Consider the following 26,139-nt stretch of genomic DNA (forward strand, 5'->3'; position numbering starts at 1 on the left):
CAATCGTCAAGAGATAAATCTACATGACTTTTACATTACTAATACTATCTATTAGAAAATCTGCAAGTCTTATTTTCCAGTGAAATATTTAACCGCCGACGCGAACAGGTGCTGGTCTTTATTTCCTGGGATGTTTTGGAAAAGACCGTCCTCATAACGTTCTGAGTGGCCCATCTTACCGATGATTTGGCCATTCTTGCTAGTAATTCCTTCGATGGCATGGACAGAACCATTTGGATTGTACTTAGAATCCATACTTGGTTTGCCGTTAAAGTCAACATATTGGCTGAAAATTTGTCCATTGTCACGGAGCTCCGCAAATTCCTCAGCCGTCACGACAAATTTCCCTTCACCATGCGAAACAGGAATAGCGTGGATATCGCCCACTTGCACCCCAGCCAACCATGGTGAGTTGGTATTGGCAATCCGAGTTTCCACCATCTTGGCCACGTGTTGGTTGGCATCATTGTAGAAGAGGGTTGGGCTCGTACTGCTAGCATCCTCGAAGTTTCCGTACGGAAGAAGACCTGATTTGACCAAGGCCTGGAATCCATTACAGATACCGATAATCAAGCCACCACGGACGATAAAGCTATCAATAGCCACACGGACTTTTTCATTGAGAAGGATGTTGACGATAAACTTGGCTGAACCATCTGGCTCATCCGCAGCTGAGAATCCACCTGCAAAGAAGAGAATGTTAGCCTTACCGATGTTGTCAACCATGGTTTCAACTGACTTGACAATGGCTTCTTCATTCAAGGTCACAAATGGCACCAAGTTAACCTCTGCACCTTCTTTCTCAAATGCCTTAGCTGAGTCATATTCCGAGTTGGTGCCTGGGAAGACTGGGATGTAAACCACAGGTTTTTCAACCTTTTCTTTTGCTTTAATCACAACATCTGATACCACAGCTGGTACTTCTGCCAGCTCTTTCGCTTGGGCAAATTCTGTTGGGTAAACTTCTTCCAGTTTTCCTTGGAAAGCACTGTCAAGCTTGTGTCCATCTAGCTTCACACCGTTGACAGTCAGTGTAAAGTCTGCGCTCGTTTGCCCGATTTTCTCCACTCCAGCGATTTCTTCAGGAGACGTGAAGACAAAGCCGCCTAATTGAGCCGTTAAAGAACTTTCAAGTTCAGACAGGATTACCTCTGCACCGATATGATTTCCAAAAGTAGCAAGTGCCAAACTTTCAACCACACCACCATATTTGACAGCTGATGCAGATGTCACTTTGTGACCAGCTTGAATGTCTTCAAACTGAGCAAAATTAGACTTAATCAAGTCAAAATCAATCTCTGCAGCAAGAGCTTGACCTGGGATGTAGTAGATGTTTTCCCCAGCAACTTTAAATTCTGGAGAGAGCACCTTACGGCTATCTGCTGTTGTCACTCCAAAAGCAACCAAGGTTGGTGGCACCGTCAATTCTTCAAAGGTACCAGACATAGAGTCCTTCCCACCGATAGATGGCAAGCCAAGCTGAATCTGAGCTTCGATAGAACCTAGAAGAGCAGCTACTGGCTGACCAAAACGCTCAGCTTGTTTATCCATGCGCTCGAAGTACTCTTGGTAAGAGAAGCGAGCCTTAGACCAATTGGCACCTGTTGCTGCTAGACGAGCTGTAGCTTCGATCACCGCATAAGCAGCACCGTGGTATGGAGACCATTCAGCTACATATGGGTTGAAACCTTGAGCCATGACTGACGCAGTATGAGTCACACCGTGTTGAACTGGCAATTTCTGTACAGATGCCTCAGTTGGAGTGAGTTGATAGCGACCGCCAAGTGGGTGATTGACCGTTGAACGACCGACCGAACAGTCAAAAATGGTTTGCAAGCCTTTTTGACTCGCATGGTTGAGGTCAGATAGAACCGTAAAGGTATCTGCTTCAAGTGTGTCAGCGCTTGTTGTGCGTTCTTCTGGGAGTTTGACATCCTTGTCCACAATCTTGGCATCGACAACCACTCGTACACCATTGGTATCAAGGAAACGACGTTCTAAGTCGACAATTGTTTCACCATTCCAGTGCATAACCAGATTTGGTTTTTCCGTCACTGTCGCAACCACAACAGCATCAATATTTTCTTTGTTACATTCCGCAACGAAGGCATCTACATCCTCAGGACGAACCACCACAGCCATCCGTTCTTGAGATTCAGAGATGGCAATTTCGGTACCATTCAAGCCTTGGTATTTAAGAGGCACTTTGTTAAGGTCGATTTCAAGACCGTCTGCTAATTCACCAATAGCTACACAGACACCACCTGCTCCAAAGTCATTAGACTTCTTGATAAGACGAGTGACATCACCATTACGGAACAGACGTTGAATCTTGCGTTCTTCGATAGCATTCCCTTTTTGAACCTCAGCACCAGCAGTCTCTACAGACTCAACTGTTTGAACCTTAGAAGAGCCTGTCGCACCACCGACACCATCACGTCCAGTCTTACCTCCAAGGAGGATAATGACATCACCAGCTTCCGGTTTTTCACGGACCACATTGCCCTTAGGAGCCGCACCGACAACAGCACCTAGCTCCATGCGTTTAGCTACAAAGCCTGGATGGAAATACTCACGAACGTAGGTCGTCGCAAGCCCAATCTGGTTACCATATGAAGAATAACCATGAGCCGCTGTCTTAGAAATGACCTGTTGTGGCAATTTACCAGCACGCGTTTCAGAGATTGGTGCTGTAATATCACCTGCACCTGAGATACGCATAGCTTGGTAGACATATGAGCGACCTGACAATGGGTCACGAATGGCTCCACCAATACAGGTAGCAGCACCACCAAATGGCTCAATTTCTGTCGGGTGGTTGTGGGTTTCATTTTTGAACATGAGGAGCCATGGCTCTTTCACACCATTGACATCCACTTCAATTTCAACAGAGCAAGCGTTAATCTCGTCTGACACTTCCATATCGTCCAACCGCCCATTAGCACGCTCATAACGACCGAAAATAGTCGCCATATCCATCAAGGTTTGTGGTTTTTCCGTACGTCCCAACTCATCACGCATGGCAATATACTTGTCATATGTTGACTGCAATTGCTTTTGGAATTTAGAAGCTGAGAAGTCGATGTTTTTCAACTCTGTCTCAAAAGTCGTATGACGGCAGTGGTCAGACCAGTAAGTGTCCAAAACCTTGAGTTCCGTCTCAGTTGGCACGCGCCCGATTGACTTAAAGTAGTCTTGGATAAAGAGCAAATCATCCACTTCCATTGCCATGCCCTGCTCGGCCTTGTAGCGAGCAAAATCTTCTGCTGTATAGCTTTCAAAGAAAGTCAATTTAGGAATGGTTTTGTCTGACTCAGAAAATTCCTGCTTGACAATCCCTGTCGTGATGTCCTTGAAACGAGAATCAACTGGATTGAGCAAGTAGTTCTTGACCGCCTCTAACTCAGTCGCATCAATGTCTTTATTGACCAAGTAAAGTTGGGCTGTATTGACTGTCACATCACTCGAACTTCCCAGCAAAAGCAAGGCTTCCTGTGAAGATGCCGCACGCTGATCAAATTGCCCAGGTAGACTTTCAATCGCAAAGAAAGCATAGTTGGCAAGATCCGCCTGCACAGCAACTTCGTCCAAAACATGGTCTGTCACCTGCTCAGAGAAAATGTGCTTCTCTGCAGGTGCAAACAAGCCCTCTGCCAAGTCAAATACATCATAAACTTGCACGATGCGAATACTTTTCAAGCTTGAAAGTCCCAAGTTGTGCTGGAGTTCTCTAACCAAACTCTCTGACTTGACCTGAAAATCAGCCTTTTTTTCAACAAAAATACGTTTATCCATCAATTCTTATTCCTTTATTTCAGCTCTTGCAATGTTCCCAAACAGCCTTGAGGTTGTTATTTCAATTCCTGCAACTTTTCCCAAACAATCTCGTAAACATCGGTTAATTCACCTAGTCCCCTACGGAAAACATCCTTATCCATGTGGTTGCCATCCGCATCCCACAAGCGGCAGTTATCTGGTGAAAATTCGTCTGCCAAGATAATCTTTCCATCCTTATCAAAACCGAACTCTAGCTTAAAGTCAATCAACTTAAGCCCAATCTCATCAAACCAAGCTTTCAAGAGTTCATTGATTCGACGAGTTTCTTCCTTCAAGTAGGCAATCTGCTGGTCATCTGCAATTTGTAGAAATTTCACATGCTCGTCATTGATAAATGGGTCATCCAAATCATCATTTTTGTAGTAAAATTCGACAATCGGGGTCTCCAAGGCGATTCCCTCATCCACACCAAAACGTTTTGAAAAGGAACCAGCCGTGTAGTTGCGGAGCACGACTTCCAAAGGAATAATCTCAACCTTTTTATTGAGTTGTTCTGTATCTGAAAGTTTCTCCACAAAGTGAGTCGCCACACCAGCCGCATTTAATTTCTCAAAAATAAAAGATGAAATCTGATTATTCAACACTCCCTTACCTGCAATCTGCTCCTTCTTGACACCATTGAAAGCAGTCGCCTGGTCCTTGTAAGTTGAAATAATAAGATTTTCATCCTCAATTGTATAGATATCTTTAGCTTTTCCCGAATAGATCAATTGTTTTGACATTTTAAAGTTCGCCTTTCGTATTACTTGAGCACATTCTACCATAAAAAACCTAAAATTACAAGAATTTAACCGAATAAATAGCGTAGTGACATCAAAAATCGTAAAGAAAAAACTGCAAGAAGAATCTTTCTCACAGTTTTAAAATCATTTAACTCTAAAAACACGAACATTACTCTTTGTTCAAAAATTGATCCAAATAATAACGTAGATAACTTTTCTTGCCCGTAATCATCTGCAGGCGACCTTCCACCCCGTACCGAAGTTTTTCAGCCTGCTCCGAAGTTAGATTAGTCTCCGCCTCAATTTTAAAGAAATTCCCTTTTTCAGTCTTGGTAGCTGTCGCATCGATGCTGGTAATAGTAGAATCTAGGAAAAGTTGATTCTTAGCATCATGAATCGTCGTATAGCGAACAGAATCACCGATCTTGATTCTTGCTACATCCTTTGAACTAAGATAGGCTGTGAGTTTAGCTTTCCCTTCTTTCTCCAAGGACGGATAGAGTTGGGCTAGTAGGGCACCTTCTGCAACCATGGTAGAATCACTGGTCTCAGGATTAAGATGAAGCACCCCATCCTCACTCGCCGTAATTTTCCCCTTGTCTAAAAGATTTCCCTGTACCTTCTTACCTGACTCTGCTTCCAAGATTTTCTGGTCTAGAAGGGTCAATTCCTGACCAACCTTTGCCAAGTGTTGGGATTTAAGGGACTCCAATTGACTGCTTAAGCCTGACGCATAGGCTTGCTGGGTACCTGAACCTGCATACTGGACACGGTAAGTAGCAAGACTAGATTCTAACTGAGAAAGTTGTGCTTCAACCTGCGCAACTGCCTGAGCTTTAGCTTGCGGATTTTCCTCACCCTGAGACTTGTAGGACTGGTAGAGAGAATAGGCTAGATTCTGACTGGCCAAGGAAGCGCCTGTTTCAATAGCTGACTTAGCTGTCTGGTAATCGCGAATTTTAGCCTCTGTTTGGCTGATGAGGTTGCCGATTTCGGCTTGGGTTTGGCTAGCTGCTGCATTCTGGGACGCGATGGTCTCATTTTGTTGCGATGTACTAGCCCTAAGACTGCCTGCTTGACTGATGTAGTCGCGAAAGGTGGCTTGGTAGCCAAACTTATCCTCCTCTGGAAAGTGGTTCTCCCCTTCTTGCAGACTCTTTTGCAAATACTCCAATTGCTTTTTTTGATCCTTAAGCATGTCCAACTGACTGGCATAAGACTCCGCTTGGACACCCTCTGCCCCTTCCTGATATTGAACAAGAAGCTCCCCCTTCTTGACCAGCTTATTTTCTTCCAAATGATTGACAAGAATGCGATTGCTGCTAGTTGACTGAATATTTGCAAGGATACGACTAGGCTCAACAGTAGCTCTAGTTGACAAACTCATCTCCTTCTCTGCAATAGTTGCAAAGCCAAGTAAAAACACGAGCAGAAGGGACATGGGGACAATCACCCGACTGGAAAAATTATGGTAACGACGATTATAAAACTCCGCACTTTCTAAAAATTCTGGTTTCATCCTCTCCTCTTTCTAGCTATTGACCAAATGGGCGTAAAATCCACCCTGTGCAAGCAAATCAGCATGCTTTCCTTCTTCGACAATCTTGCCCTGATCCAAGACAACAACCTTCTCTGTCCGCTCAGCAATGGTCAAGCGGTGGGCGATGAAAATCAAGGTCTTGTCTAAAGCCATAAGATTATCTACAATCCGCTTCTCTGTCAAAATATCCAAACTGCTGGTCGCTTCATCCAAAATCAAGACCGGCGCATCTGTCAAGAGAGCACGCGCCAGAGCGATTCTCTGACGTTGGCCACCTGAGATTCCTGCCCCATCCGAAGTCAATTCTGTTTGGTAATTCAGTGGCATACGCTCAATATCCTCCCGAATCTCTGCCAACTCGACCGCCCGTAAGATATCTTCCTGTGTCGTCCCCTCCTTGGCTCCAAGGAGAAGATTCTCCAAAATCGTTCCGTTAAAGACATAGGGCTGTTGAGGCAGATAGTTGATATACTGGCGCAGGGTCTTTTTATCAATCTGATTAAGATTGACACCACCCAGACTAATCTCTCCCTGACTTGGGTCGTAAAAATTAACCATCATCTTGGCCAAGGTCGTCTTACCTGACCCCGAAATCCCCACAAAAGCCACCTTAGAACCCTGCGGAATAGTCAAATTGATATCCGACAAGACATCTCGACCATAGCCATACTTGTAGGAAACCTGCTTGAAGTCCATATCTCCCTTCATCAAGCTCAGATCCTCAACTGTTTTCTTCTCCTCAAACTCAGAAGCTACCAGATAAACCTCATTTAGGCGGTTATTAGCAACCTGCGCTGTCTGAAGCTTGGTTTGCAGATTGATAATATTTTCCAAAGGATTGGTAAAGTAAACAAGCAAGGTATTATAGGTAATCAACTGCCCCAAACTCATCTTGCCATCCATGACCAGAACAGCCCCCATCCAGAGAATACCGACATTGAGCAAGAGATGGGCAACTTTTTTCAGAGCCTTTTGCTGACTCTCTGCCCGACTATAGGTAAAGGATTTCTTCAGATAATCCACAAATTCCTTGTCAATTTTTTGGTAACGCTGACTTTCACTGGTCAAGGATTTGATAGTCTCAATACCATTGATGTCCTCAATGATAGAAGAAGACAGAACCGCATTGGCTTCCATGGTATCCCGATTCATCTTTTCAAACGGCTTCATAAAAGCAAAGATAATCACTGTATAGATAGGAAGTGCCAATAAAGTCATGAAAAAGAGATTGGTATTTTGTGAAAATAAAACAAGGGAAATAATGACAACCGTTGACACATCTAGGAAAATCGAAAGAATGGTCGAAGCCAGCGCATCAATGATACTGTTAGCATCCGTGAAACGAGACACGATTTCCCCTGTCCTGCGTGTCGCAAAGAAGGACATAGGCAGGTGAAAAACATGCTTGATATAGGACAAAATCACATCAATCGACAAGCGTTGCCCCAAAACAAGTAAGAGATACTCCTGAGCGTAAGACAAGACCTGCTGGAGAATATAGACGATAACCAGCCCAATAGAAATAATCCCAAGCGTCGAACGCATCTGATCTGGCACATAGGTATCAATGATAGACTGCAAATAATAAGAACCCACAATGTTAATCAAGGTTACCAAGAGTGTTGCCAAAACGATATTGGCAATCAAGCCACGCTGCTTCACTAATATAGGGATAAAAGAGAGCAGACCATTCTTTTGATCCTTATAAGGCTTGTAGTCTGGACTAGGCGCCATAAACAGAGTCACTCCTGTCCATTCTTTCGCAAAACGCTCACGTGGTAGTTTGGTCAATTTCACCCCAGGATCTGGATCAGCAATATGAATGCTGTCCTTATCCTGCCCAGTCACCACATAGTAGTGAAGCAATCTCCCTTCCTTAAGCACATGGGCAACAAAAGGAAAGGTCAAATCTGGCAAATCAAAGAGCGTCATATCCGCCTTGATCGCTCGCGTCTCAAAGCCAATCTCCTCTGCTACCTTGACCAAGCCCAAAGCCGTCGTCCCATCCATGGTCGTCTTAGCCAATTCTCGCAAGTGAGCTAAAGAATAGTAACTACCATAGTAGCCAAAAACCATGGCTAATGAAGCTACACCGCAGTCCATCTGATCCACCTGCGGACGATAGTGACGTTTCCCAAATTTCATATTCATCTCCTTTTCCTAATACCCAATGAAAATCAAAGATCAAACTAGGAAACTAGCCGCAGGTTGCTCAAAGCACGGCTTTGATGTTGTAGATAGAACTGACGAAGTCAGTAACATCTACACGGCAAGGCGACGTTGACGTGGTTTGAAGAGATTTTCGAAGAGTATAAACTCATCTGATAATAACTATCTTACCCCAATCCTCAAACAAAAACTGGACTTCCTCCCCAAATGCGCCTATCTACCTCCCAACTGCACTTTTGGGATAAAAAATAGGCAGAACAAATGTTCTACCTACTAAAAATATGGTATGAAAGGAAATTGATTTTTTACTGACACCCTAGGCAAACTTGGAACAAATAAATCATTGATAGTAACATTTGTGACATCCTATTTATTACTTCAATTTCTAATGTCCCTGCTATTTCTAAGCCACCTCTGGTATAATCTATTCATAGTCAGAATAGATAACACCGTTCTAAGTTACGATTCATAGTTACTCCTTTTAAACTCCGATGTGATGCATTCTGAGATTATACTCTAGTCATTTTAGCACAGACTAACAAGTCATTCTTAGCTACTTACTCTACTTGCTTTTTATTGACCTTATATCCTAGATAAAAGAGCCCAAATAAAACAGGGTAAATTTCTGGATAAAATAGGGTATTGAGCGGATTTTTCAACATCAAATACGTTGCAATGTAGATTATGAGCGATACGGTAAAATATCCCTCAGCAAAACCTAATAAAAATGTTTTCATAAGAAACTCCTATTTGCCTGACAAGAATGGCGGAAAAACGCTACCATTCACATACACAAAATCCTTTTGATTCATGTTCTTCATTTATGATTTTGATTATTTTTTGACAAATCTTTGCGAAAAATACCAAAATATCCTGCGAAAAGCAAACCAACTAAAGTCCATTGCCAATTAAAGGATACTAACGAACCTGTACGAATCACATGAAGCGCGACATTAAGAGTTATTCCCAACAAAGGACATATCGTGGCTAGTTTAGGTAACAATGTATTAAGATTAAGGTTGCGGTTATTCATTATCTAACGCCCACGACGAGCCAAATCTGAACCAAATGTGTAACCAGCCCCAAATGCGCCAAATGCAATAGCACTTAGACCAAATATAATCGAAATAGGTTCAATTCCTCCTTCAATTACTTGCAAATCTTTCTCATCAACTACTTGAAATTTATCCATTCTTTTCTCCTTTACTTTTATATAATAAAATGAATACCATTAAAAATAATGAAATTGTTGGTATATTAAAATCATCAAACCATGTAGGTAAGGGTAGCTTATTCACATCAGCTACCAACCTGATAATTGTATAAGATATTGAACTAAGTAATACCATAAGCTCAGGCCAAATCTTCAACATTAATTTAACAAATTTCATATATATCTACAAAATTATGGTCGATTAGCATAATATCCTGCAGCTATGCCCGCACCTGCTGAAACTGTAGCAAGCGCAGCTACACCTCCAATTAATTTCCAACCAATAACTACACCACCAATAATAATTGGTGCAATTCCCCCATCTACATTCATCAACTCTTCTTCTGTAAGAGCTACAAAGTTCTGTTCCATTTTGTCAAAATTTGTCATCTTTTTTCTCCTCAATTTATATATATTTTTATATGTTTAATGTTTATCCTCTAAGCCACTTAAATAGCCAAGTTGGATAAATAACTGAAATAATCATTTCTAATCTCCTTCCTTTTCTTTCTCACTTATTTATTCGAAAAACAATTCAAAAATATACAACTAATTAAATTTATTTGAAAAATAATTTAGTAAACCACGGATAAAAAATTGGTAGATACATGAATTAGGCTCCTTTCTGTTTCCTCTTACTTATTTATTCGAAAAAAATTTCGAAAATGTACAACTAAATTAAATTTTATTTGAAAAATAATTTAGTAAACCATGGATAGAAAATTGGTAGATACATGAAGCAAACTCCTTTCTGTTTCCTCTTACTTATCTATTCGAAAAAAATTTCGAAAATGTACAAATAAATTAAATTTTATTTAAAAAACAATTTAATAAACCACGGATACAAGATTGGTAGATACATAAACCAGGCTCCTTTCTGTTTCCTCTTACCTATCTATTCGAAAAAAATTTCAAAAATGAACAACTAAATTAAATTTATTTAAAAAATAACTCAGTGAACCATGGGTAGAACATTGATATAAACATGAACTAGGCTCCTTTCCTTTTCCTCTTACTTATCTATTCGAAAAAGAAGTCAAAAAAATAAGAATATCAGAAAATTTTCCGACATTCTTATTGATAATTTGATTCAAGTCTAACAGATATTAGACATTGAGATGTTTTTTAAGTGTTCTTCTGGCTGTTCGTGATACGGGGAAGTGCAGACCTTCTAACAGGGTCACTTCTGTCGCAGTCATCTCTTCAATGGCCTGTAAACTAACCAACGTATTGCGATTGGCATAGATAAAGTAATCTTTTTCAGCCTTGGCAACTATATCCTTGAGACTGCCATAAATGGTCTTGATAGAATGATTGGCATAGTAGACCTTGATACGATGGGATTCCACTGAAGTTTCAAAGGCTAAAATCTCATGGTAGGGCAGAGTAAAGCCCCGTCTTCCCTCAAAACTATAGGTGAAGAGACGCATATTTTCCCTCTTGTCCACTGCCAGTACATAGTCCAGACAGTGCTCCAGCTGATGACAGTAGTCCGCCTCTGGCTGATCCTTGGAAATAAAATCCAAGGCAGACAAGTGGTAGCGAAAAGCTAGAGGCAAGGCCTCCGAGTGTGTGGACACAAAGACAATGCTTGTAAAGGGGTCTCGCTCCCGAATCTGTTGAGCAACCTGAAAGCCCCGTTCACGCTCTCCATCAATCTCTAAATCCAATAAATAGAGCTGGTAATTGTCAAAATACTGAGAATACTTTTCAACATCTCCATAGTTTTTGGCAATATCAATTTCCAATCTCAAATTACGAGAGCGACCAATATCTAGTAAAGTCTGCTCTATCCGTCCTTGCTGGACTTTATCGTCTTCCAAAACTAAAATTCTCATTCCTCTCCCCCTCGTTTCTCATCCTTAAATGGCAATTCTAAATCTTGTCTAAAGGTCGTCTCTCCTAGCTGGGTATCTAAGTTTAAATCATAATGAAAAACCATATCCTCCAAGGTTGCTAAGCCCAGTCCACTGTGGTTTCTCTTGGTAGAGTAACCCTTTTGACTGAGAATGCTGGGATTCAGTTCTTCTTTCTTACGAGTGTTTTCAATGATAAAACGGACACTCCTATCGCCTGCCAATAAAGCAACCCGAATCTGCGGATTTTCCGCCTCACTGGCTGCCTCTAAGGCATTTGTCGTGAGGATAGAGAGGATACGGATAGCCTCCAACATCGGCAAAGCCAGCTCTTCGACAACCCCCACCGTCTCCAAACTAAAATGAATTCCCTGATTATCTGCCACAATCATGGCTTTTGCCAAGGTATTACGAATGGCTATATCATGGATATTATGAAGATTAAAGGCCGTGTAGTCCGCCTTCCTCAGCTTTTCATTGGTCTTCAGAAAGATATCTTGATAAATGGTAGACACCTCAGCCATATCTTGATTCGCTATGGCAGGTTCCATGCTGGCGACAATCCCTGCAAAATCATGACGGAAACCTCGGACTTCATCATAGAGATGACCCAGCTTGTCCACCATCCCTTGTAAGGAACGATTTTCATCTTCCTGTCTCTGAATGGTCTGCTCATCACGATAAACCTGCTCCAAATGCTTGATGTAAAAGAGCCAAGAGAAAAAGAGAATGAAAATCAAGAGAGAAATGGTCGTGTCAAAATGAACGTAGAAAGGATTACATCCCCCAGACATGATGGATGAAAACAGTCTGAAACCAAACAATAAGGATAAAATCCACATACTTTTCATCACTAACGATTGAAATTTATCTAAAAATAATATATTGAAATCAATTCCCCATCGTCTTAAAATAACAACAGACAAAAACAACGAAATCAAACTAAATACAGAATTAAATCCACTATGCAAAAAATCAGATAGTTCAGAGTAGTCAAATATCAATCGTATTATAAATGTTAAAATCAAATATCGAATACTTTGATAAAACACAAATAGATAGAGGGCAAGAAAGAGAGCTTCCTTCTTCTTTTTCTTTAACACAATCAAAAATATTATATAAAAGAATAATAAATTAGCAATATGAGAGAAACTCGGAAAAACGAAGGTAGCAGCTAGATGTAAAACTACCAAAAGAAATATAGAACGTTTGTCATAAAATGATTTAGATAGTTGACCACCTAGATAAATCGGAGGGGCTAGTATATTGATTAAAATCAATATGAAACATAAAAATTCAAGAAATATAATCATAAATCTGTTTAGTTAACACATTTTAATCAAAATACTATCTTGGCTCTGGGCGTAGATGTAGCCAATGGTAAATATCTTCAAAAATCCCTCCACCATTCACTTCCTCCAAAACCTCTGGAGTTAATTCTTCAAATTGTTTCAATTCTTCAAATGTATTTTTCATTTCCATGACAGACTCCTTTTCATTATTTTATAGATAACTCTATCCCCTGTTCCATCTACAAAAGGCTTTAGTTCTCTTTTGAAATACAAGAAATCTAAAGCCTCCTGAAAATGGTATATTGGTTAGAGTGTTAACGATTAGTTGTGAAGATGTTATTTTTATTTAACCACAACCACTTTATAATATTCGTTTGAGTGTGGAGATTCAATTTTAATTTTTTCACCGTATAAACCATCGATTTCTTTATCCAGATAATCTGAAACTCCTGATGGCAAACGTTTCATCTTAAGAATTTCACCAGATTGATCCGCATAGGCTAGGATGTGATAGTGGGTTGTAGCCATACCATCATCAATTAATACAAAGTAACCTGTTTTGAGCTTACCTTGCTCATTTTCTAAATGGTATAGTTTATTGTTATTGATTGTAAATCTGGTACCTACAAGACGAAGTCGTGCACCTGGATTTTCTAAATAGACATCATTGCCAACTTTTTTAATCTCTGAATAGGTGGTCATTTCTGGTAAATTTGTTACGCGACGACCATCTGCCCCAAAGTAATACCTGTTTGGTAAGTTTTGGAAATTCTTTATAACAGCTTTAGGATCAATTTCCTGTCCTTGATCTTTATTATCTATTAAAGCTAACGTCGTATTGGAAACGTGATCCCCATATTTATTAGAAAACTTTTTAAACTCTGGTTTGATATACCAGGCATTCTTTTCAACAATGACTCCATCTTTTCTATGAATAAGATGATAATCATATCCATCAGACAAAGTAACAATATTTGTGATAATTGTATCATCCGCTTGAGATTGTTCAACCTGACTTGGGAGTTTGGTTAACAGATATCCATCCTTACCAATGACATAACTTTCCCCATCACTGGCTGGAACAGCTCTGTCTGCGACCATAGCACCTGATTTTTCAAAGTAAGACCATTTACCATTTGCAGTCGCCCATCCTGTTGCCATAGCGCCACTGTCTTTGAGGTAATACCATGTAGACCCTTCTTTGTACCAACCTGTACGCATGGCGCCACTATCTGCTAGGGAGTACCATGTGCTACCTTCCTTGTACCAGCCAGTACGCATAGCGCCACTGTATGCAAGCGAATACCAAGTGTTACCGTCTTTGAGCCAACCTGTCTGCATGTTTCCAGAAGCGTCAAAGTGGTACCAAGAACCTGCGTTTTGTACCCATTTGTTTTTAGCTAGACTCCCATCTTGAGAAAGATTCCAGTCAGACCCATTTTTAACCCAAGTATCTGCAGCCTGTGCTTGGTTGATAGACAAAAGTAGACCAGCACCTGCAAGCAAACCAATAGTGAGTAGTTTAGATTTTTTCATAGCCATTTCCTCCTTTATTGAATAGCTATAGGAGGGCTTCCCCTCTTTATTTAGCTATATTCTAATACTTTTCATAGTCAAAGTCAATAATATTGTGAAAAATTAGACAATATTACCAATATCTACGAATTGTATTTTGATCCATTCCATATTGATCCATATAAGAAACATCTTGACCTGGATGTGGAGCATGAACTACATTTCCACCACCAACATAAATACCTACATGTTGATTTGAACCTTCGTCAGTATTATACAATATTAAATCTCCAGGAAGTTGTGAGCCACTATATATAAATTGCCCTCCTTCAGCTTGTTCTTCAGTTGTTCTACCAATATAAATATCAAACTTAGCATGAATAGCCATCGTAAATCCTGAGCAATCTACGCCACTATTCAAATCTGCTCCACCCCAAACATATGGAATTTTCCCTACAAATGTCTCGGCATATTCACCAAGTGCCTGTCCACGATTTTCTACCCATACACCACTGTCTCTAAAGAAGTATGGTGTACCATTCACACGTTGATAACCAGTGACCATAGCACCACTAGCAGATAAGTAGTAATAATTACCATCAGGTTGAATCCAAGTATTTTCTTTCATCCATCCTTGGTCATCAAAATAGTACCACTTGTCATCTAATTGTTCCCAATTTTTAGCATAACCACCTGAACCGTATTTAAACCACCATTTACCATTGGTTTGCATCCATGTTCCTTTCGGATCGCGATATTGATTGAAAGCTTTCTTCTCTTGATTGCCCTCTGCTTGAGTTTCTTTATCTTCAAAACCAATCAATTTTACTTGATCAGCTTCTTCAGCTTTTATCTTGCCTTGATTAACTAATTGAGCAATCGCTTCTTTCTCACTTGCTGATGGGGAATCAGCATAGGCTACCGTAGTATTTGCTAGGAGAACGCCTCCTGCAAGAACTAACAAACTAGAATAAAGATATTTTTTCATCGTGAAAATCCTTTCTTTTTCTCCTTTTTGGAGATTGATTTTTTCTAACTCTATTATATCCCTTATTTGTCCTCAGATTTCTACTGTCCCTAGAAAGACTAAATCTGTTCCTAAACGGTCATTTGAACCAAAGAAAAATTCCAAAGCAAATGCCTTGGAACTTCGATTTCTATTTTGCTTGAATGATTTTAACCACATCTCCTACACTTTGGAGTTGGTCAATTTCTTCATCACTGATTTCGATATTAAATTCATCTTCCAGTGTCAAGATAAACTCCATCAAGTCAACTGAGTCAGCATCCAAATCGTCTTTCAGACTCAAGGATTCTGTTACGACAAAGTCCTCTCCCTGTCGCTCTTGGATAATGGTCACAATACGGTCAAAAATTTCTTTTTCTGTCATCTATTTTATTCTCCTGAAAATTCACACGCAGTCTGGGCAACTACGTCTGTTTCTAGCATGGTACGAATCTGGCGGATTGTACTATAAACAGCCTTGGAATCGCTTGAGCCATGAGTCTTGACAACAGGTGCCTTGACGCCAAACAAGACTGCTCCACCAACATCTGAATAGTTGAGCTGTTTTTTCAAACCTCTGAGGCTATCCTTGAGAAGGAGAGCACCTAGTTTCGCTCGAAGACCACCACCTGTAATAGCTGTCTTGAGCAAGCCCATGATTCCCATGGCTGTCCCTTCAATGGATTTGAGCACAGCGTTTCCCGTGAAACCATCTGCCACGACAACATCCGCAACGCCATTCATCAAATCACGCGCTTCCACATTTCCGATAAAATTCAAACTTTCATCAGCTACTAGTAATTCATAAGTTTCCTTGCGAAGCGGGTCGCCCTTACTACTTTCTGTTCCGTTATTGAGCAAACCAACACGTGGTTGCGCAATACCGCGGACATTTTTAGCATAGAAGGAACCTAGAACCGCGTATTGATGGAGGTGCTGGGCTGTATTCTCCGCATTGGCACCGAGATCCAGCATGTCAAAACCCTTCCCATCTACAGTCGGCAAGGTCGACATAAGGCCTGGTCGGTCAATGTTCTTGATACGACCCACGATGAAAAATCCTGCTGCTAGTAAAGCACCTGTATTCCCAGCCGAGAGGACAGCGTCTGCTTCACCCTCTTTGACAGCCTTGGCCGCCAAGACCATACTGGCATTTTTCTTCTTCCGAATAGCTCTCGTAGGTTCATCGTCTGAATCAATCTTTTCATCCGTATGGATAATGCTGACGCGCTCTGTCGCTGTCAGATATTGCTTGATTTTGGCTTCATCTCCGTAGAGTTGAACCTCGATATCTGAAAAGTCAGCTAGGGCTTGATTGACCCCCTCAACGATGGCCTGAGGTGCGTAATCGCCTCCCATGGCATCTACTGCGATTTTTTTCATTTCTTTTCCTCTTTTAGTAATTGTCCCCAGTCTGCTAGGGAATCAATAAATTTCTTTGATTTTAGGTGAATCCCAACGTACTCTTCGTAGAGTTGATCCATAAATTGGCGTAGCTCTTGCTTGATTTCAGGCTTGAGCGAAATGGTTTCCAAGGTCTCAAAATCAATAGCTTGAAATTGATTGAGCAGATAAGGGACATTGGGATTGAGATGGCAACGTCTCTCATCTTCATGATAATGCTCTGGACAGAGGCAGGCTCCATATTTGAAAGAAAAGTCAAAAGCCTGACCAACCCGATGGCAAAAGACACACTCATTAAAATTGAGACTAATACCAAATCGAGTCAAGATTTGGATTTCAAAAATATTGGTCAAAACCTGATAATCCAAGCCAGCTTCCATCAATTCCAAAGTCTTTTGCAAAAAAGCAAACAAGGGAGCATCCTGCTGATTATCCTGCAAACTAGCATCAGCAAGAGCCGCTACGTAGGTTGCATAGGCCATGACAAAGAGATCGCTATTAATCTTGGGAAAAGTCATCACCTCATGATAGTCCTCGATGTAGCTAAGCCCGTCATCATTGATTCGTAAGAGAAATCGAGCCAGCACCAAGGGCTGAATAACAGGTGCCAGTTTGGATTGACCAGCATGTTTGACGAAAAACATGCGCTTGCCAGCCTGCTCTGTAAAAATCTTGACTAGCTTGTCATCCTCCCGAAAATTGCGATTGTAGAGCACCAAGCCTTGACTCGTGATAGACTGAATCATGCTTCTCTCATGTACTCCTCAAGTCGTTTCATAGCTTCTTTGATAGTTTCCATGCTCGCTGCATAAGATAAGCGAACATATCCTTCTCCGTAGCGACCAAAAGCTGCACCCGGGATAAAAGCAACGGCCTTCTTCTGAGCAAAATCTTTCAGAAAAGCAAAGGAATCTTGATTGCAACCAACTGGAATCTTAGCAAAGATATAGAAGGCACCGTCTGGTTTGATAATCTCAAAACCAAGAGCAGTCATTTTCTCGATAATATAATCTCGACGCTGGATGTATTCCTTCTTCATAGGTTCCGCATCGTTTTTACCAGCTGTCAAGGCTTCCACCGCAGCGTGTTGAGCCATGGTATTTGCGGCAGTCACCAAGTACTGGTGACTCTTGATCAACTGAGCTGTGAAGGCCGCAGGAGCGAAAATCAGACCCAAACGCCAACCTGTCATAGCATGCGATTTAGACAAACCATTGATGATAATAGCCTGATCTCTCAGCATAGTTCCTAGAGACACATGGGCTTCCCCTGTATAGGTCAATTCTGAGTAAACCTCATCACAGACAACGAAAATCTCGTACTTGCGTAAAACAGCTGCCAAGTCTTCCAACTGCTCCCGACTATAGGTAATTCCTGTCGGATTAGCCGGATAGTTAAGAATAACCGCCTTGAGCTTATCTCCCTGCTCCAAAATGGCCTTCTCCAACATTTCAGGAGTCAAGACAAACCCATTTTCAGTTGTGTCAATCTCGACAACCTCTGCCCCAACTAGATTGACAATTGGTTCATAGCCTGGATAGGCAGGAGCTGGCAAGAGCACCTTGTCTCCCTCTTCTAAAATAGCCGTCAAAGTAGCAGATAAAGCCTCTGTCGCCCCAATTGTAACCAAGATTTCATTTTCAGGAGCATAGTCCAGTTGGTACTTTTCCTTAACAAAATCACTGGCTGCCTGACGTAGAGTCAGCAGGCCACTCATCCCTGTATAGTAGGATTGGTTCTGGTCGATTGCTCGCTTAGCTGCCTCCTTGACATGATCTGGCGTTGTAAAATCAGGTTCCCCCAAGGTCAAACGCAAGACCCCAGGAATCTCCGAAATAGCCTGGTCAAACTGACGAATCAACGAAACTTGAATCTTATCTAACTGTTTATTAAAGCGCTTAGTTAAGTCCATAGATACCTCCTACTGTAAAAACGTATCTCTATTATACTACAAAAGCCCCCCGACCGCAAAAATACATTATAGAATAGCTTTTCCACTGTCTACTTTACTTTTCCTGTTTATAGGTCTATAATAGCAAGAGATTTTATTTGGAGGTTTTTATGTCATTTCTATCAAAAAATGGAGCAGGTATCTTGGCCTGCCTTCTCATTTCTATCGTATCTTGGTACTTAGGAGGATTCTTCCCTGTTATTGGCGCGCCCGTTTTTGCCATTTTCATAGGCATGCTCCTACATCCTTTTCTCTCGTCTTATAAACAACTGGATGCGGGTTTGTCCTTTAGTTCCAAGAAATTGCTCCAGTATGCCGTTATCTTGCTTGGTTTTGGTCTCAATATCTCGCAGGTCTTCGCAGTTGGGCAATCTTCGCTCCCTGTCATCCTGTCCACTATCTCAATAGCTCTGATTATTGCCTACTTCTTCCAGCGCTTCTTTGCACTGGATACAAAACTGGCTACCTTGGTTGGAGTAGGTTCTTCCATCTGTGGGGGTTCTGCCATTGCGGCGACAGCGCCTGTTATTGATGCTAAGGAAAAGGAAGTCGCCCAAGCCATTTCCGTTATCTTTTTCTTCAATGTCTTGGCTGCGCTCATCTTTCCAACCCTCGGCACCTGGCTTCATCTATCCAATGAAGGCTTCGCCCTCTTTGCAGGGACTGCGGTCAACGACACTTCCTCTGTAACGGCTGCCGCCAGCGCTTGGGACAGTCTTTACCAAAGCAATACCCTCGAGTCTGCAACCATTGTTAAACTCACACGTACTTTGGCCATTATCCCTATCACGCTCTTTCTATCCTACTGGCAAAGTCGCCAACAAGAAAACAAGCAAAGCCTACAACTGAAAAAAGTCTTCCCACTTTTTATCCTTTACTTTATCCTTGCCTCTCTCCTCACTACACTACTCACCTCTCTAGGTGTGTCCAGTAGTTTCTTTACCCCTCTCAAAGAACTCTCTAAATTCCTTATTGTCATGGCCATGAGTGCTATCGGCCTCAAAACCAATCTGGTCGCTATGGTCAAATCCAGTGGAAAATCCATTCTTCTCGGAGCCATCTGCTGGATTGCCATCATCCTCACCAGTCTTGGAATGCAGACACTTATCGGCATTTTCTAATACTCTTCGAAAATCTCTTCAAACCACGTCAACGTCGCCTTGCCGTATATATGTGACTGACTTCGTCAGTCTTATCTACAACCTCAAAGCAGTGCTTTGAGCTGACTTCGTCAGTTCTATCTGCAACCTCAAAACAGTGTTTTGAGCAACCTGCGGCTAGTTTCCTAGTTTGCGCTTTGGTTTTCATTGAGTATAACACAAAAGGTAGCCCTCCAGCTACCTTTTTCTTATGCTTCCTCAATCAAGCGAGTATGTTCTCTCTTGATACAACGATTCATCACGATGTCATCGCATCCACCAGCACGCAAGATTTCTTCCGCTTCTAGACTTTCAAGTCCTAGCTGCGCCCAAAAAATCTTGGCATCAGCCTTGAGAAAATCACGCGCCACATCTGGCAAAAATTCACTGCGACGGTAAACATTGACAATATCTACAGGAAAAGGAATCTCAGCTAGACTAGCATAAGCCTTTTCACCCAATATTTCGCCACCTGCCGCCTTGGGATTGACTGGAATAATTTTATAACCCCGAGCCTGCATTTCCTTGGTCACTCGATTGCTAGTTGTTTCTTCACGGTCTGACAAGCCCACCACAGCAAGAGTTTTACTCGTTGCTAGATACTGACGAATCACGCCATCACTTGGATTGATAAATTCTTGACTCATAGAAATCCTCCTTTTTCATCAGTATAGCACATTTTGAAAAGGCTTGCAGAATTCTACTACAAAAAAAGGAGGACTAGCCCCCTTTTTATTTAGCCTCGTACCAGGTTGCCCCTTCATTTTCGTCTGCAATGAGGGGAACACTGAGTTGAATGGCTTCTTCCATAGTTTGTTTGACCAATTTTTTCATCTCTGCTAATTCAGATTTCGGAACTTCAAGGACGATTTCATCATGCACTTGTAACAGCATCTTAGTCTGATAACCACCTGCAACCAAGGCTTTATCCAGCTGAATCATAGCAATCTTGAGAATATCTGCCGCCGATCCCTGGATAGGAGAGTTGATAGCTGTCCGCTCTGCAAAACCACGAATATTGAAGTTGCGCGAATTGATATCTGGCAACTCACGACGACGCTTGAAGAGGGTCTCTACATAGCCCTTATCACGCGCCTCACGCACCACTTCATCCATGTAGTTTTTAATACCTGGGAAGCGTTCAAAGTAGGTATCAATGTAGGCCTTAGCTTCCTTACGGCTAATACCCAAATTATTTGACAAGCCAAAGTCTGAAATCCCGTAAACCACTCCAAAGTTGACAGCCTTGGCATTGCGACGGTCATTTGCAGTCACATCCTCAGGACGCTCAATGCCAAAGACCCGCATAGCTGTCGAAGTATGGATATCTGCCCCCTCTTGGAAGGCCTTAATCAAGTGCTCATCCTTAGAGATATGCGCCAAAACGCGCAATTCAATCTGCGAATAGTCCGAACTGAGCAACACACTATCCTCCCACTCTGGCACAAAAGCCTTCCGAATGAGACGGCCCTGCTCCAAACGCACAGGAATATTTTGCAAGTTTGGATCCACACTAGACAAACGCCCAGTCTGAGTCAAATCCTGCACATAGCGCGTGTGAATCTTGCCATCAGCTAAAATCCAGTCCTGCAAGCCAATCACATAAGTAGATTGAATCTTGGCAATCTGACGGTAATCCAAGATTTTCTTAACGATTGGTGCAATAGGAGCTAAACGCTCCAAGACATCCACCGCAGTCGAATAACCTGTCTTGGTTTTTTTAGTGTATTCTAGAGGAAGGCCCAACTTCTCAAAAAGAAGTACGCCCAACTGCTTAGGCGAGTTGATATTAAACTCCTCACCAGCCAGTTCGTAAATCTCCTGAGTCAGTTTTTCAATAACAAGCTCATTTTCAACCTGCATCTCAAGCAAGGTCTCTTTCTTAACTGTAATCCCAGCAATTTCCATTTTAGCAAGGACAAAGGCTAGAGGTTGCTCCATATCATAAAGAAGTTCTAATTGCTCATTTTCGCTGAGTTTTTCAAGTAAAACAGGCTCTGTTTCAACCAAAACTGCAATCTTCCGAGCCAAATGATTCAAGAATTTCTCGCGTTCAGGAAGAGCCTTCTTTATACCCTTACCATAGAAAGTCTCATCATCAACCAAATAAGTCTGACCATAAAGACTAGCAATAGTCGCAATTTCATTGTCCTCCACAGTCGAAAGGAGGTATTTAGCCAAACGGCTGTCAAAAGCAGGCGCCTGCAAATTCACACCAAAACGATTCAAGAGAACTTTAGCCTTCTTAAAGTCATACACTCTCAGAGGTGTTTTTTCTAGAAAATCCTTGAAAATCGGATCCTGCAAAAGTTCAAGTTTGTCTGTAGCATAAAGCTTAGCCCCACAAGACCAAGCAAATCCAACCAAATCATCCGTATGGTAATTCTCACCAAAAAGCTCAAAATGGAAGATAGACTCTTCACTCAGCATATCTTGACTGATTTGGTCAACGATAGTAAAGTTCAAACTCTCAACCACATCAGCTGACGATGCATTTAAAGCCTGTTTGAGCTGTTTAAAACCCATCTCATCGTAGAATTTCCCAAGATTTTCCACATCTGGACCACTATAGACCAAATCCTCCAAACCAATCTCAATCGGTGCCTTGGTATCAATGGTCGCCAGTGTTTTTGACAAAAAAGCCTGTTCCTTATCATTGATGAGATTTTCCTTCATCTTAGAAGCCTTCATCCCATCAATATTTTCATAAATCCCCTCAAGCGAACCATGCTCCAGCAAGAGCTTGATACCCGTCTTTTCCCCGATTTTGGTCACCCCAGGGATATTATCCGACTTATCACCCATGAGCGCCTTAAGATCGATAAACTGAGTCGGTGTGATGCCCATCTTTTCCATGAGATATTCTGGCGTAAAGGCCTCAAACTCAGCCACACCTTTCTTAGAAATTTCAACCACCGTATGCTCATCCGTCAGCTGAATCAAATCCTTGTCCCCACTGACAATGGTAATATCAAAACCATCCTGCTCAGCTAGTTTATCCAGTGTCCCGATGATGTCATCCGCCTCATACTGAGCCAACTCATAGTGACGAATCCCCATATGATCCAACAACTCACGAATGAAAGGAAATTGCTCACGAAACTCATCAGGTGTCTTAGCCCGACCACCCTTATAGTCCGCATACATCTCTGTACGGAAGGTCGTCTTTCCCGCATCAAAAGCCACCAAAATATGACTCGGCTCAACCCGTTCCAACAAATGGCTTAACATCAACTGAAAGCCATAAATCGCATTGGTATGCAAACCAGCCGCATTCTTAAAACGGTCCAACTGCTGATAGAGCGCAAAAAACGCCCGAAAAGCAACAGAAGACCCATCAATCAATAATAATTTTTTCTTATCCATACACCCATTATAAAGGAAAGCACCAAAAAATACCATTGGGAAGAATTCCCTGAGAGAAACTAAGATAATATACAAAAGAGAAGGAAATTATTCCTTCTCTTGCAAACTACGAAATGAATTAGTTTTTACGTTTCACAAATGGAATAGCACCAAGGAACAATCCAAGGAATCCTAATGATGCAACTGCAACATTATCTTTACCACCAGTATTTGGAAGTTCTTTTTTATCTTCTACTTTTGCTGCTGGTGCTTGATAAGTATTATCCTTGTTAGTGCCTGCTGTTGTAAGAGTATATTCTGGGACTTCGTTAATTGCTGGGGCGCCTGTCTCTGCATACGCTGGGACTTCAGTAATTGCTGGGGCACCTGTTTCTGCATACGCTGGAATTTCGTTAATTGCTGGTGCGCCTGTTTCTCCGTATGCTGGAACATTGTTCACTACAAGGTCTTCACCATTTGTAGATAAAGGTCCAGTATACTCAGGAATCTCTGCTTTAAGAGCTTCCACAGCTTCTCCGTTTTCATTTACAGGAGTATTAGTAGCTAGTGGGCCTTTATAGTCAGGAGTATCTGCTTTAGGAGCATCTACAGCTTCTCCATTCTCAGAAACTGGAATATCAGTAGCTAGCGGACCAGTATGCTCAGGAGCATCGGCTACAGTAGGAGCTGTTGCATCATTTACCCCACCATTGAAATCAGAGCCATTATTTCCAGAAGGAGAATCACTAGGATTCACACCACCATTGAATTCAGGAGCGTTAGGAGCACTTGGAACTTGGCCAGGTTGTTTAGCATCATCAGAAGGTGCATCACTAGGATTTACACCACCACTGAAGTCTTTCGGTTCTTCACCCTTAGGAACTTCTTTTAAGTTTTCGATGTAACCTACAGTTGCATTGTAAGCATCAGTTAGTTTGGCAATTGCATCGTCATCCTCTTGAACGGCTTCATTCACTTCGTCGAAATCGGCTTTAGCTTCATCCGAAGCTACTTTAGCAGAAGCAACTGAAGCTTCTAGTTTAGTTACAGCATCTTGCAATCCATCTTGGATAGCTTGATCCGCATTGTTTTTCTTAGCAGTTTCAAGAGCAGTTTTAGCTTTTTCTAAAGTTTCTGTTTGTTTCTCTAATGCAGCATTTTTCTCTTCTACTACCTTAGCTTTTTCAGCAGCGTCAGCTTTATCTTCCTCAGCTTCTTTAGTTAATTTTTCAATTTTTTCAGCTAAATCATCTGCAATGTCTGTAAGTTTTTTGACAATTGGTTTAGAAGCTTCTTTTTTAGCTGCTTCTTCAATTTTTTTAGTTTCGTCAGCAGTTAATTCTTTAGTTTTATAAGCTTCAGGAGCTTTATCTTTTGTGTTGGCATCGTTGAGGAATTCATCTATAGCTTGAGTAGCTGTAAGAACTCCATCTTCAATCGCTTTTAGTAAAACTTCTTTACCGATTTCAGCTTTTGCTTCTTCGATAGCTTTCGCTTTATCTTCTGGCTTGATGCTATCATCCTTGTTGACTTTATCTTCAGCTTTTTTTTCAAGTTGCTCTAAAGCACCTTTCAAAGCTTCTAAGTTAGCTGCTTCTTCTTTTTTAGCATCTTCTTCTTTTTTAACTTCTTCTTCAACTTTAGCTTTTGCTTTAGCTGCTTCTTCTTTAGCCTTAGCTAATTCAGCTTCTGCGTCAGCTTTAGCTTTGTCTGCTTCTGCTTTTGCAGTCTCAGCAGCAGTTACATCAGCTGCTTCTTTTTTAGCTTTAACTGTAGCTTCTTCAACCTTTTTAGCTTCTTCAGCAACTTTCTTCTCTAATTCAGCAACTTTAGCATCAGCCTCTGCTTTAGCTTTAGCAGCTTTAGCAGCTTCGGTTGGTTCAGCTTCTTCCTCTGGAGTTTCTTCTGCTGGTTCTGCAGCTTCTTTTGCTTCTGCTTTTTTTACTTCTTCAAGAATATTATCACGTTTTTCAGTTAAATCTTGAATTTCAGCTGTAGCATCTTGAACTTTTTCAGCAGCTTCGTCAAATTCAGATTTCGCAGTATCGCGTTCTTTTTCAATCGCAGTTACAGCTTTTTCTAATGGTGCTGTGATATCTTCAGCAAATCCGTTATCTTTAGCTGATTTAAGAGCTTCTTTTGCTTCTTTTAAAGTATCTTCCTGTTTTTTTAGTGTTTCAGCTTTCTTTTCAGCATCAGCTTTTAATTTCTCAGCATCATCCGTTAAGTTTTCAATTGTTTCAGTTAAATCATCAGCTTTGTCTTGCAATTTTTCTGATTCAGGACGAGCAGCATCTGCTGCTTCACCTTCTTCAATTCCCCCTTGCACCTCTTCAGGAAGCTTGTCCCTAGATACAGGAGTTTCTGTTTTAATTTTTGGATTAGTATCTTGTGCTTTTTCAGCATCATCTGCTAACTCAGCAAGAATATCAGAGGCACTTAATTCACCAGACTCAACAGCCTTTAATAATTCTTCTTTTGCTTTTTTGTCAAGCAATTCATTATCAGGAATTTGTTGCAAAGCTTCAGTTAAAGCTACTTTAGCTTCGGCTTCTTCTTTTGCGGCAGCTTCTTCTTTTGCGGCTTCTTCTTTTGCTTTAGCGTCAGCTTCAGCTGCTTTAGCTTTAGCATCAGCTAATTCATCATCAGCAGTCTTTTTAGCTTTTTCAGCTTCGACTTTTGCAGTTTCAGCCTCAGCAACTTCTTTTTTCTCTGTTTCAAGTTTAGCAACTGCATCAGTTGCTGTAGTAGTTGTTGTATCTACTTTTTCTTGCGCTGCATCAACTTTAGCATTAGCTTCTTTTTCAGCTTCTTTTGCTTTTTCTACCTCAGTTTTTGGAGTTTCAGCCGTAAGTGTAGGCTTAGTTTCTCCAGTAGGTTGAGTAGCTGTTGGTTTGTCATCAGCTTTCACCACTGACGGTTGAGAGGCAACAAAAGCCGCTCCCAAAACAGCAACACTTGCTAAGCTAGTTAAAATAATTTTCTTTTTGTTCATCCTTTGTACCCCTTTTTGAGTATCATATTTAAGTACATTGTAACTCTTTTTTGGAATATAATCAAGTAATATGTTAACATTTATGGAATATAGTGTTTATAGGTAACTTCTCAAAGTAACTTCCACTTGACTGGCCGAAGTGGAAATTAGTCTAA

Annotated in this window: 22 protein-coding genes; 1 reads left to right on the forward strand and 21 read right to left on the reverse strand. The window is 41.3% G+C overall.

The window, feature by feature from the left end; genetic code table 11:
• Positions 1 to 69 precede the first annotated feature (69 nt).
• The 17 genes from RWM06_RS03480 to RWM06_RS03560 form a co-directional block, all read right to left on the reverse strand.
• On the reverse strand, positions 70 to 3,795 hold the full coding sequence (locus tag RWM06_RS03480; RefSeq protein ID WP_313970139.1) for a phosphoribosylformylglycinamidine synthase: 3,726 nt from the start codon (positions 3,793 to 3,795) through the stop codon (positions 70 to 72).
• A gap of 56 nt (positions 3,796 to 3,851) precedes the next feature.
• The gene (purC, locus tag RWM06_RS03485; RefSeq protein ID WP_313970140.1) at positions 3,852 to 4,559 is read right to left on the reverse strand and encodes a phosphoribosylaminoimidazolesuccinocarboxamide synthase; all 708 of its coding nucleotides are present in this window, start codon (positions 4,557 to 4,559) and stop codon (positions 3,852 to 3,854) included.
• Positions 4,560 to 4,728: 169 nt separating this feature from the next.
• Positions 4,729 to 6,078: a competence pheromone export protein ComB gene (gene comB, locus RWM06_RS03490; RefSeq protein ID WP_313970141.1), complete on the reverse strand. Its 1,350-nt coding sequence runs from the start codon at positions 6,076 to 6,078 to the stop codon at positions 4,729 to 4,731.
• Between the two features lie 12 nt (positions 6,079 to 6,090).
• On the reverse strand, positions 6,091 to 8,244 hold the full coding sequence (comA, locus tag RWM06_RS03495) for a peptide cleavage/export ABC transporter ComA (RefSeq protein WP_313970142.1): 2,154 nt from the start codon (positions 8,242 to 8,244) through the stop codon (positions 6,091 to 6,093).
• 581 nt (positions 8,245 to 8,825) lie between these two features.
• Positions 8,826 to 9,005 (reverse strand): hypothetical protein, encoded by a 180-nt coding sequence (locus RWM06_RS03500; RefSeq protein ID WP_313970143.1) that lies wholly within the window; start codon positions 9,003 to 9,005, stop codon positions 8,826 to 8,828.
• Positions 9,006 to 9,085: 80 nt separating this feature from the next.
• Entirely contained in the window at positions 9,086 to 9,301 is a 216-nt protein-coding gene (locus tag RWM06_RS03505) for a bacteriocin immunity protein (RefSeq protein WP_261080284.1), read from the reverse strand.
• Positions 9,302 to 9,304: 3 nt separating this feature from the next.
• On the reverse strand, positions 9,305 to 9,460 hold the full coding sequence (locus tag RWM06_RS03510) for a smi_0061 family bacteriocin-like peptide (RefSeq protein WP_000357248.1): 156 nt from the start codon (positions 9,458 to 9,460) through the stop codon (positions 9,305 to 9,307).
• A 213-nt stretch (positions 9,461 to 9,673) separates the two neighbouring features.
• A complete protein-coding gene (locus RWM06_RS03515; protein ID WP_000180825.1) occupies positions 9,674 to 9,871 on the reverse strand; it encodes a class IIb bacteriocin, lactobin A/cerein 7B family in 198 nt (65 codons plus the stop codon).
• 716 nt (positions 9,872 to 10,587) lie between these two features.
• Positions 10,588 to 11,319, reverse strand: coding sequence for a response regulator transcription factor (locus RWM06_RS03520; protein ID WP_313970144.1), 732 nt, complete (start codon positions 11,317 to 11,319; stop codon positions 10,588 to 10,590).
• Entirely contained in the window at positions 11,316 to 12,179 is an 864-nt protein-coding gene (locus RWM06_RS03525) for a GHKL domain-containing protein (RefSeq protein ID WP_313970145.1), read from the reverse strand. Before RWM06_RS03525 ends, RWM06_RS03520 begins: the two co-directional genes overlap by 4 nt.
• Positions 12,180 to 12,684: 505 nt before the next feature.
• The gene (locus RWM06_RS03530) at positions 12,685 to 12,819 is read right to left on the reverse strand and encodes a ComC/BlpC family leader-containing pheromone/bacteriocin (protein ID WP_227326147.1); all 135 of its coding nucleotides are present in this window, start codon (positions 12,817 to 12,819) and stop codon (positions 12,685 to 12,687) included.
• A gap of 152 nt (positions 12,820 to 12,971) precedes the next feature.
• Positions 12,972 to 14,165 (reverse strand): N-acetylmuramoyl-L-alanine amidase family protein, encoded by a 1,194-nt coding sequence (locus RWM06_RS03535; RefSeq protein ID WP_313970146.1) that lies wholly within the window; start codon positions 14,163 to 14,165, stop codon positions 12,972 to 12,974.
• Between the two features lie 112 nt (positions 14,166 to 14,277).
• The gene (locus tag RWM06_RS03540) at positions 14,278 to 15,132 is read right to left on the reverse strand and encodes an NlpC/P60 family protein (RefSeq protein ID WP_313970147.1); all 855 of its coding nucleotides are present in this window, start codon (positions 15,130 to 15,132) and stop codon (positions 14,278 to 14,280) included.
• A 169-nt stretch (positions 15,133 to 15,301) separates the two neighbouring features.
• Entirely contained in the window at positions 15,302 to 15,535 is a 234-nt protein-coding gene (locus RWM06_RS03545) for an acyl carrier protein (RefSeq protein ID WP_000136445.1), read from the reverse strand.
• 5 nt (positions 15,536 to 15,540) lie between these two features.
• Positions 15,541 to 16,533 carry a phosphate acyltransferase PlsX gene (gene plsX / locus RWM06_RS03550; protein WP_313970148.1) on the reverse strand — a complete coding sequence of 331 codons (993 nt, stop codon included), beginning with the start codon at positions 16,531 to 16,533 and terminating at the stop codon, positions 15,541 to 15,543.
• Positions 16,530 to 17,300 carry a DNA repair protein RecO gene (recO, locus tag RWM06_RS03555; RefSeq protein ID WP_313970149.1) on the reverse strand — a complete coding sequence of 257 codons (771 nt, stop codon included), beginning with the start codon at positions 17,298 to 17,300 and terminating at the stop codon, positions 16,530 to 16,532. Before recO ends, plsX begins: the two co-directional genes overlap by 4 nt.
• Positions 17,297 to 18,466, reverse strand: a complete 1,170-nt coding sequence (locus RWM06_RS03560; protein WP_313970150.1) for a pyridoxal phosphate-dependent aminotransferase — start codon at positions 18,464 to 18,466, stop codon at positions 17,297 to 17,299. The genes recO and RWM06_RS03560 overlap by 4 nt, the downstream gene beginning before the upstream one ends.
• Before the next feature lie 149 nt (positions 18,467 to 18,615).
• On the opposite strand from RWM06_RS03560, the gene RWM06_RS03565 reads away from it, so the two are divergent.
• The gene (locus RWM06_RS03565) at positions 18,616 to 19,626 is read left to right on the forward strand and encodes a YeiH family protein (RefSeq protein ID WP_313970151.1); all 1,011 of its coding nucleotides are present in this window, start codon (positions 18,616 to 18,618) and stop codon (positions 19,624 to 19,626) included.
• Positions 19,627 to 19,654: 28 nt separating this feature from the next.
• On the opposite strand, the gene RWM06_RS03570 is transcribed toward RWM06_RS03565, so the two are convergent.
• From RWM06_RS03570 to RWM06_RS03585, 4 genes are all read right to left on the reverse strand, one after another.
• Complete coding sequence (locus RWM06_RS03570) at positions 19,655 to 19,825, reverse strand: hypothetical protein (protein ID WP_313970152.1); 171 nt, start codon at positions 19,823 to 19,825, stop codon at positions 19,655 to 19,657.
• A 28-nt stretch (positions 19,826 to 19,853) separates the two neighbouring features.
• Positions 19,854 to 20,291 (reverse strand): CoA-binding protein, encoded by a 438-nt coding sequence (locus RWM06_RS03575; protein ID WP_000076477.1) that lies wholly within the window; start codon positions 20,289 to 20,291, stop codon positions 19,854 to 19,856.
• An 85-nt stretch (positions 20,292 to 20,376) separates the two neighbouring features.
• Positions 20,377 to 23,010 (reverse strand): DNA polymerase I, encoded by a 2,634-nt coding sequence (gene polA, locus RWM06_RS03580; RefSeq protein ID WP_313970154.1) that lies wholly within the window; start codon positions 23,008 to 23,010, stop codon positions 20,377 to 20,379.
• A gap of 118 nt (positions 23,011 to 23,128) precedes the next feature.
• On the reverse strand, positions 23,129 to 25,984 hold the full coding sequence (locus tag RWM06_RS03585) for an SIALI-17 repeat-containing surface protein (RefSeq protein ID WP_313970153.1): 2,856 nt from the start codon (positions 25,982 to 25,984) through the stop codon (positions 23,129 to 23,131).
• Positions 25,985 to 26,139 lie beyond the last annotated feature (155 nt).

Origin of the sequence: uncultured Streptococcus sp. (genome assembly GCF_963516575.1) — a bacterium.
Lineage (GTDB): Bacteria > Bacillota > Bacilli > Lactobacillales > Streptococcaceae > Streptococcus.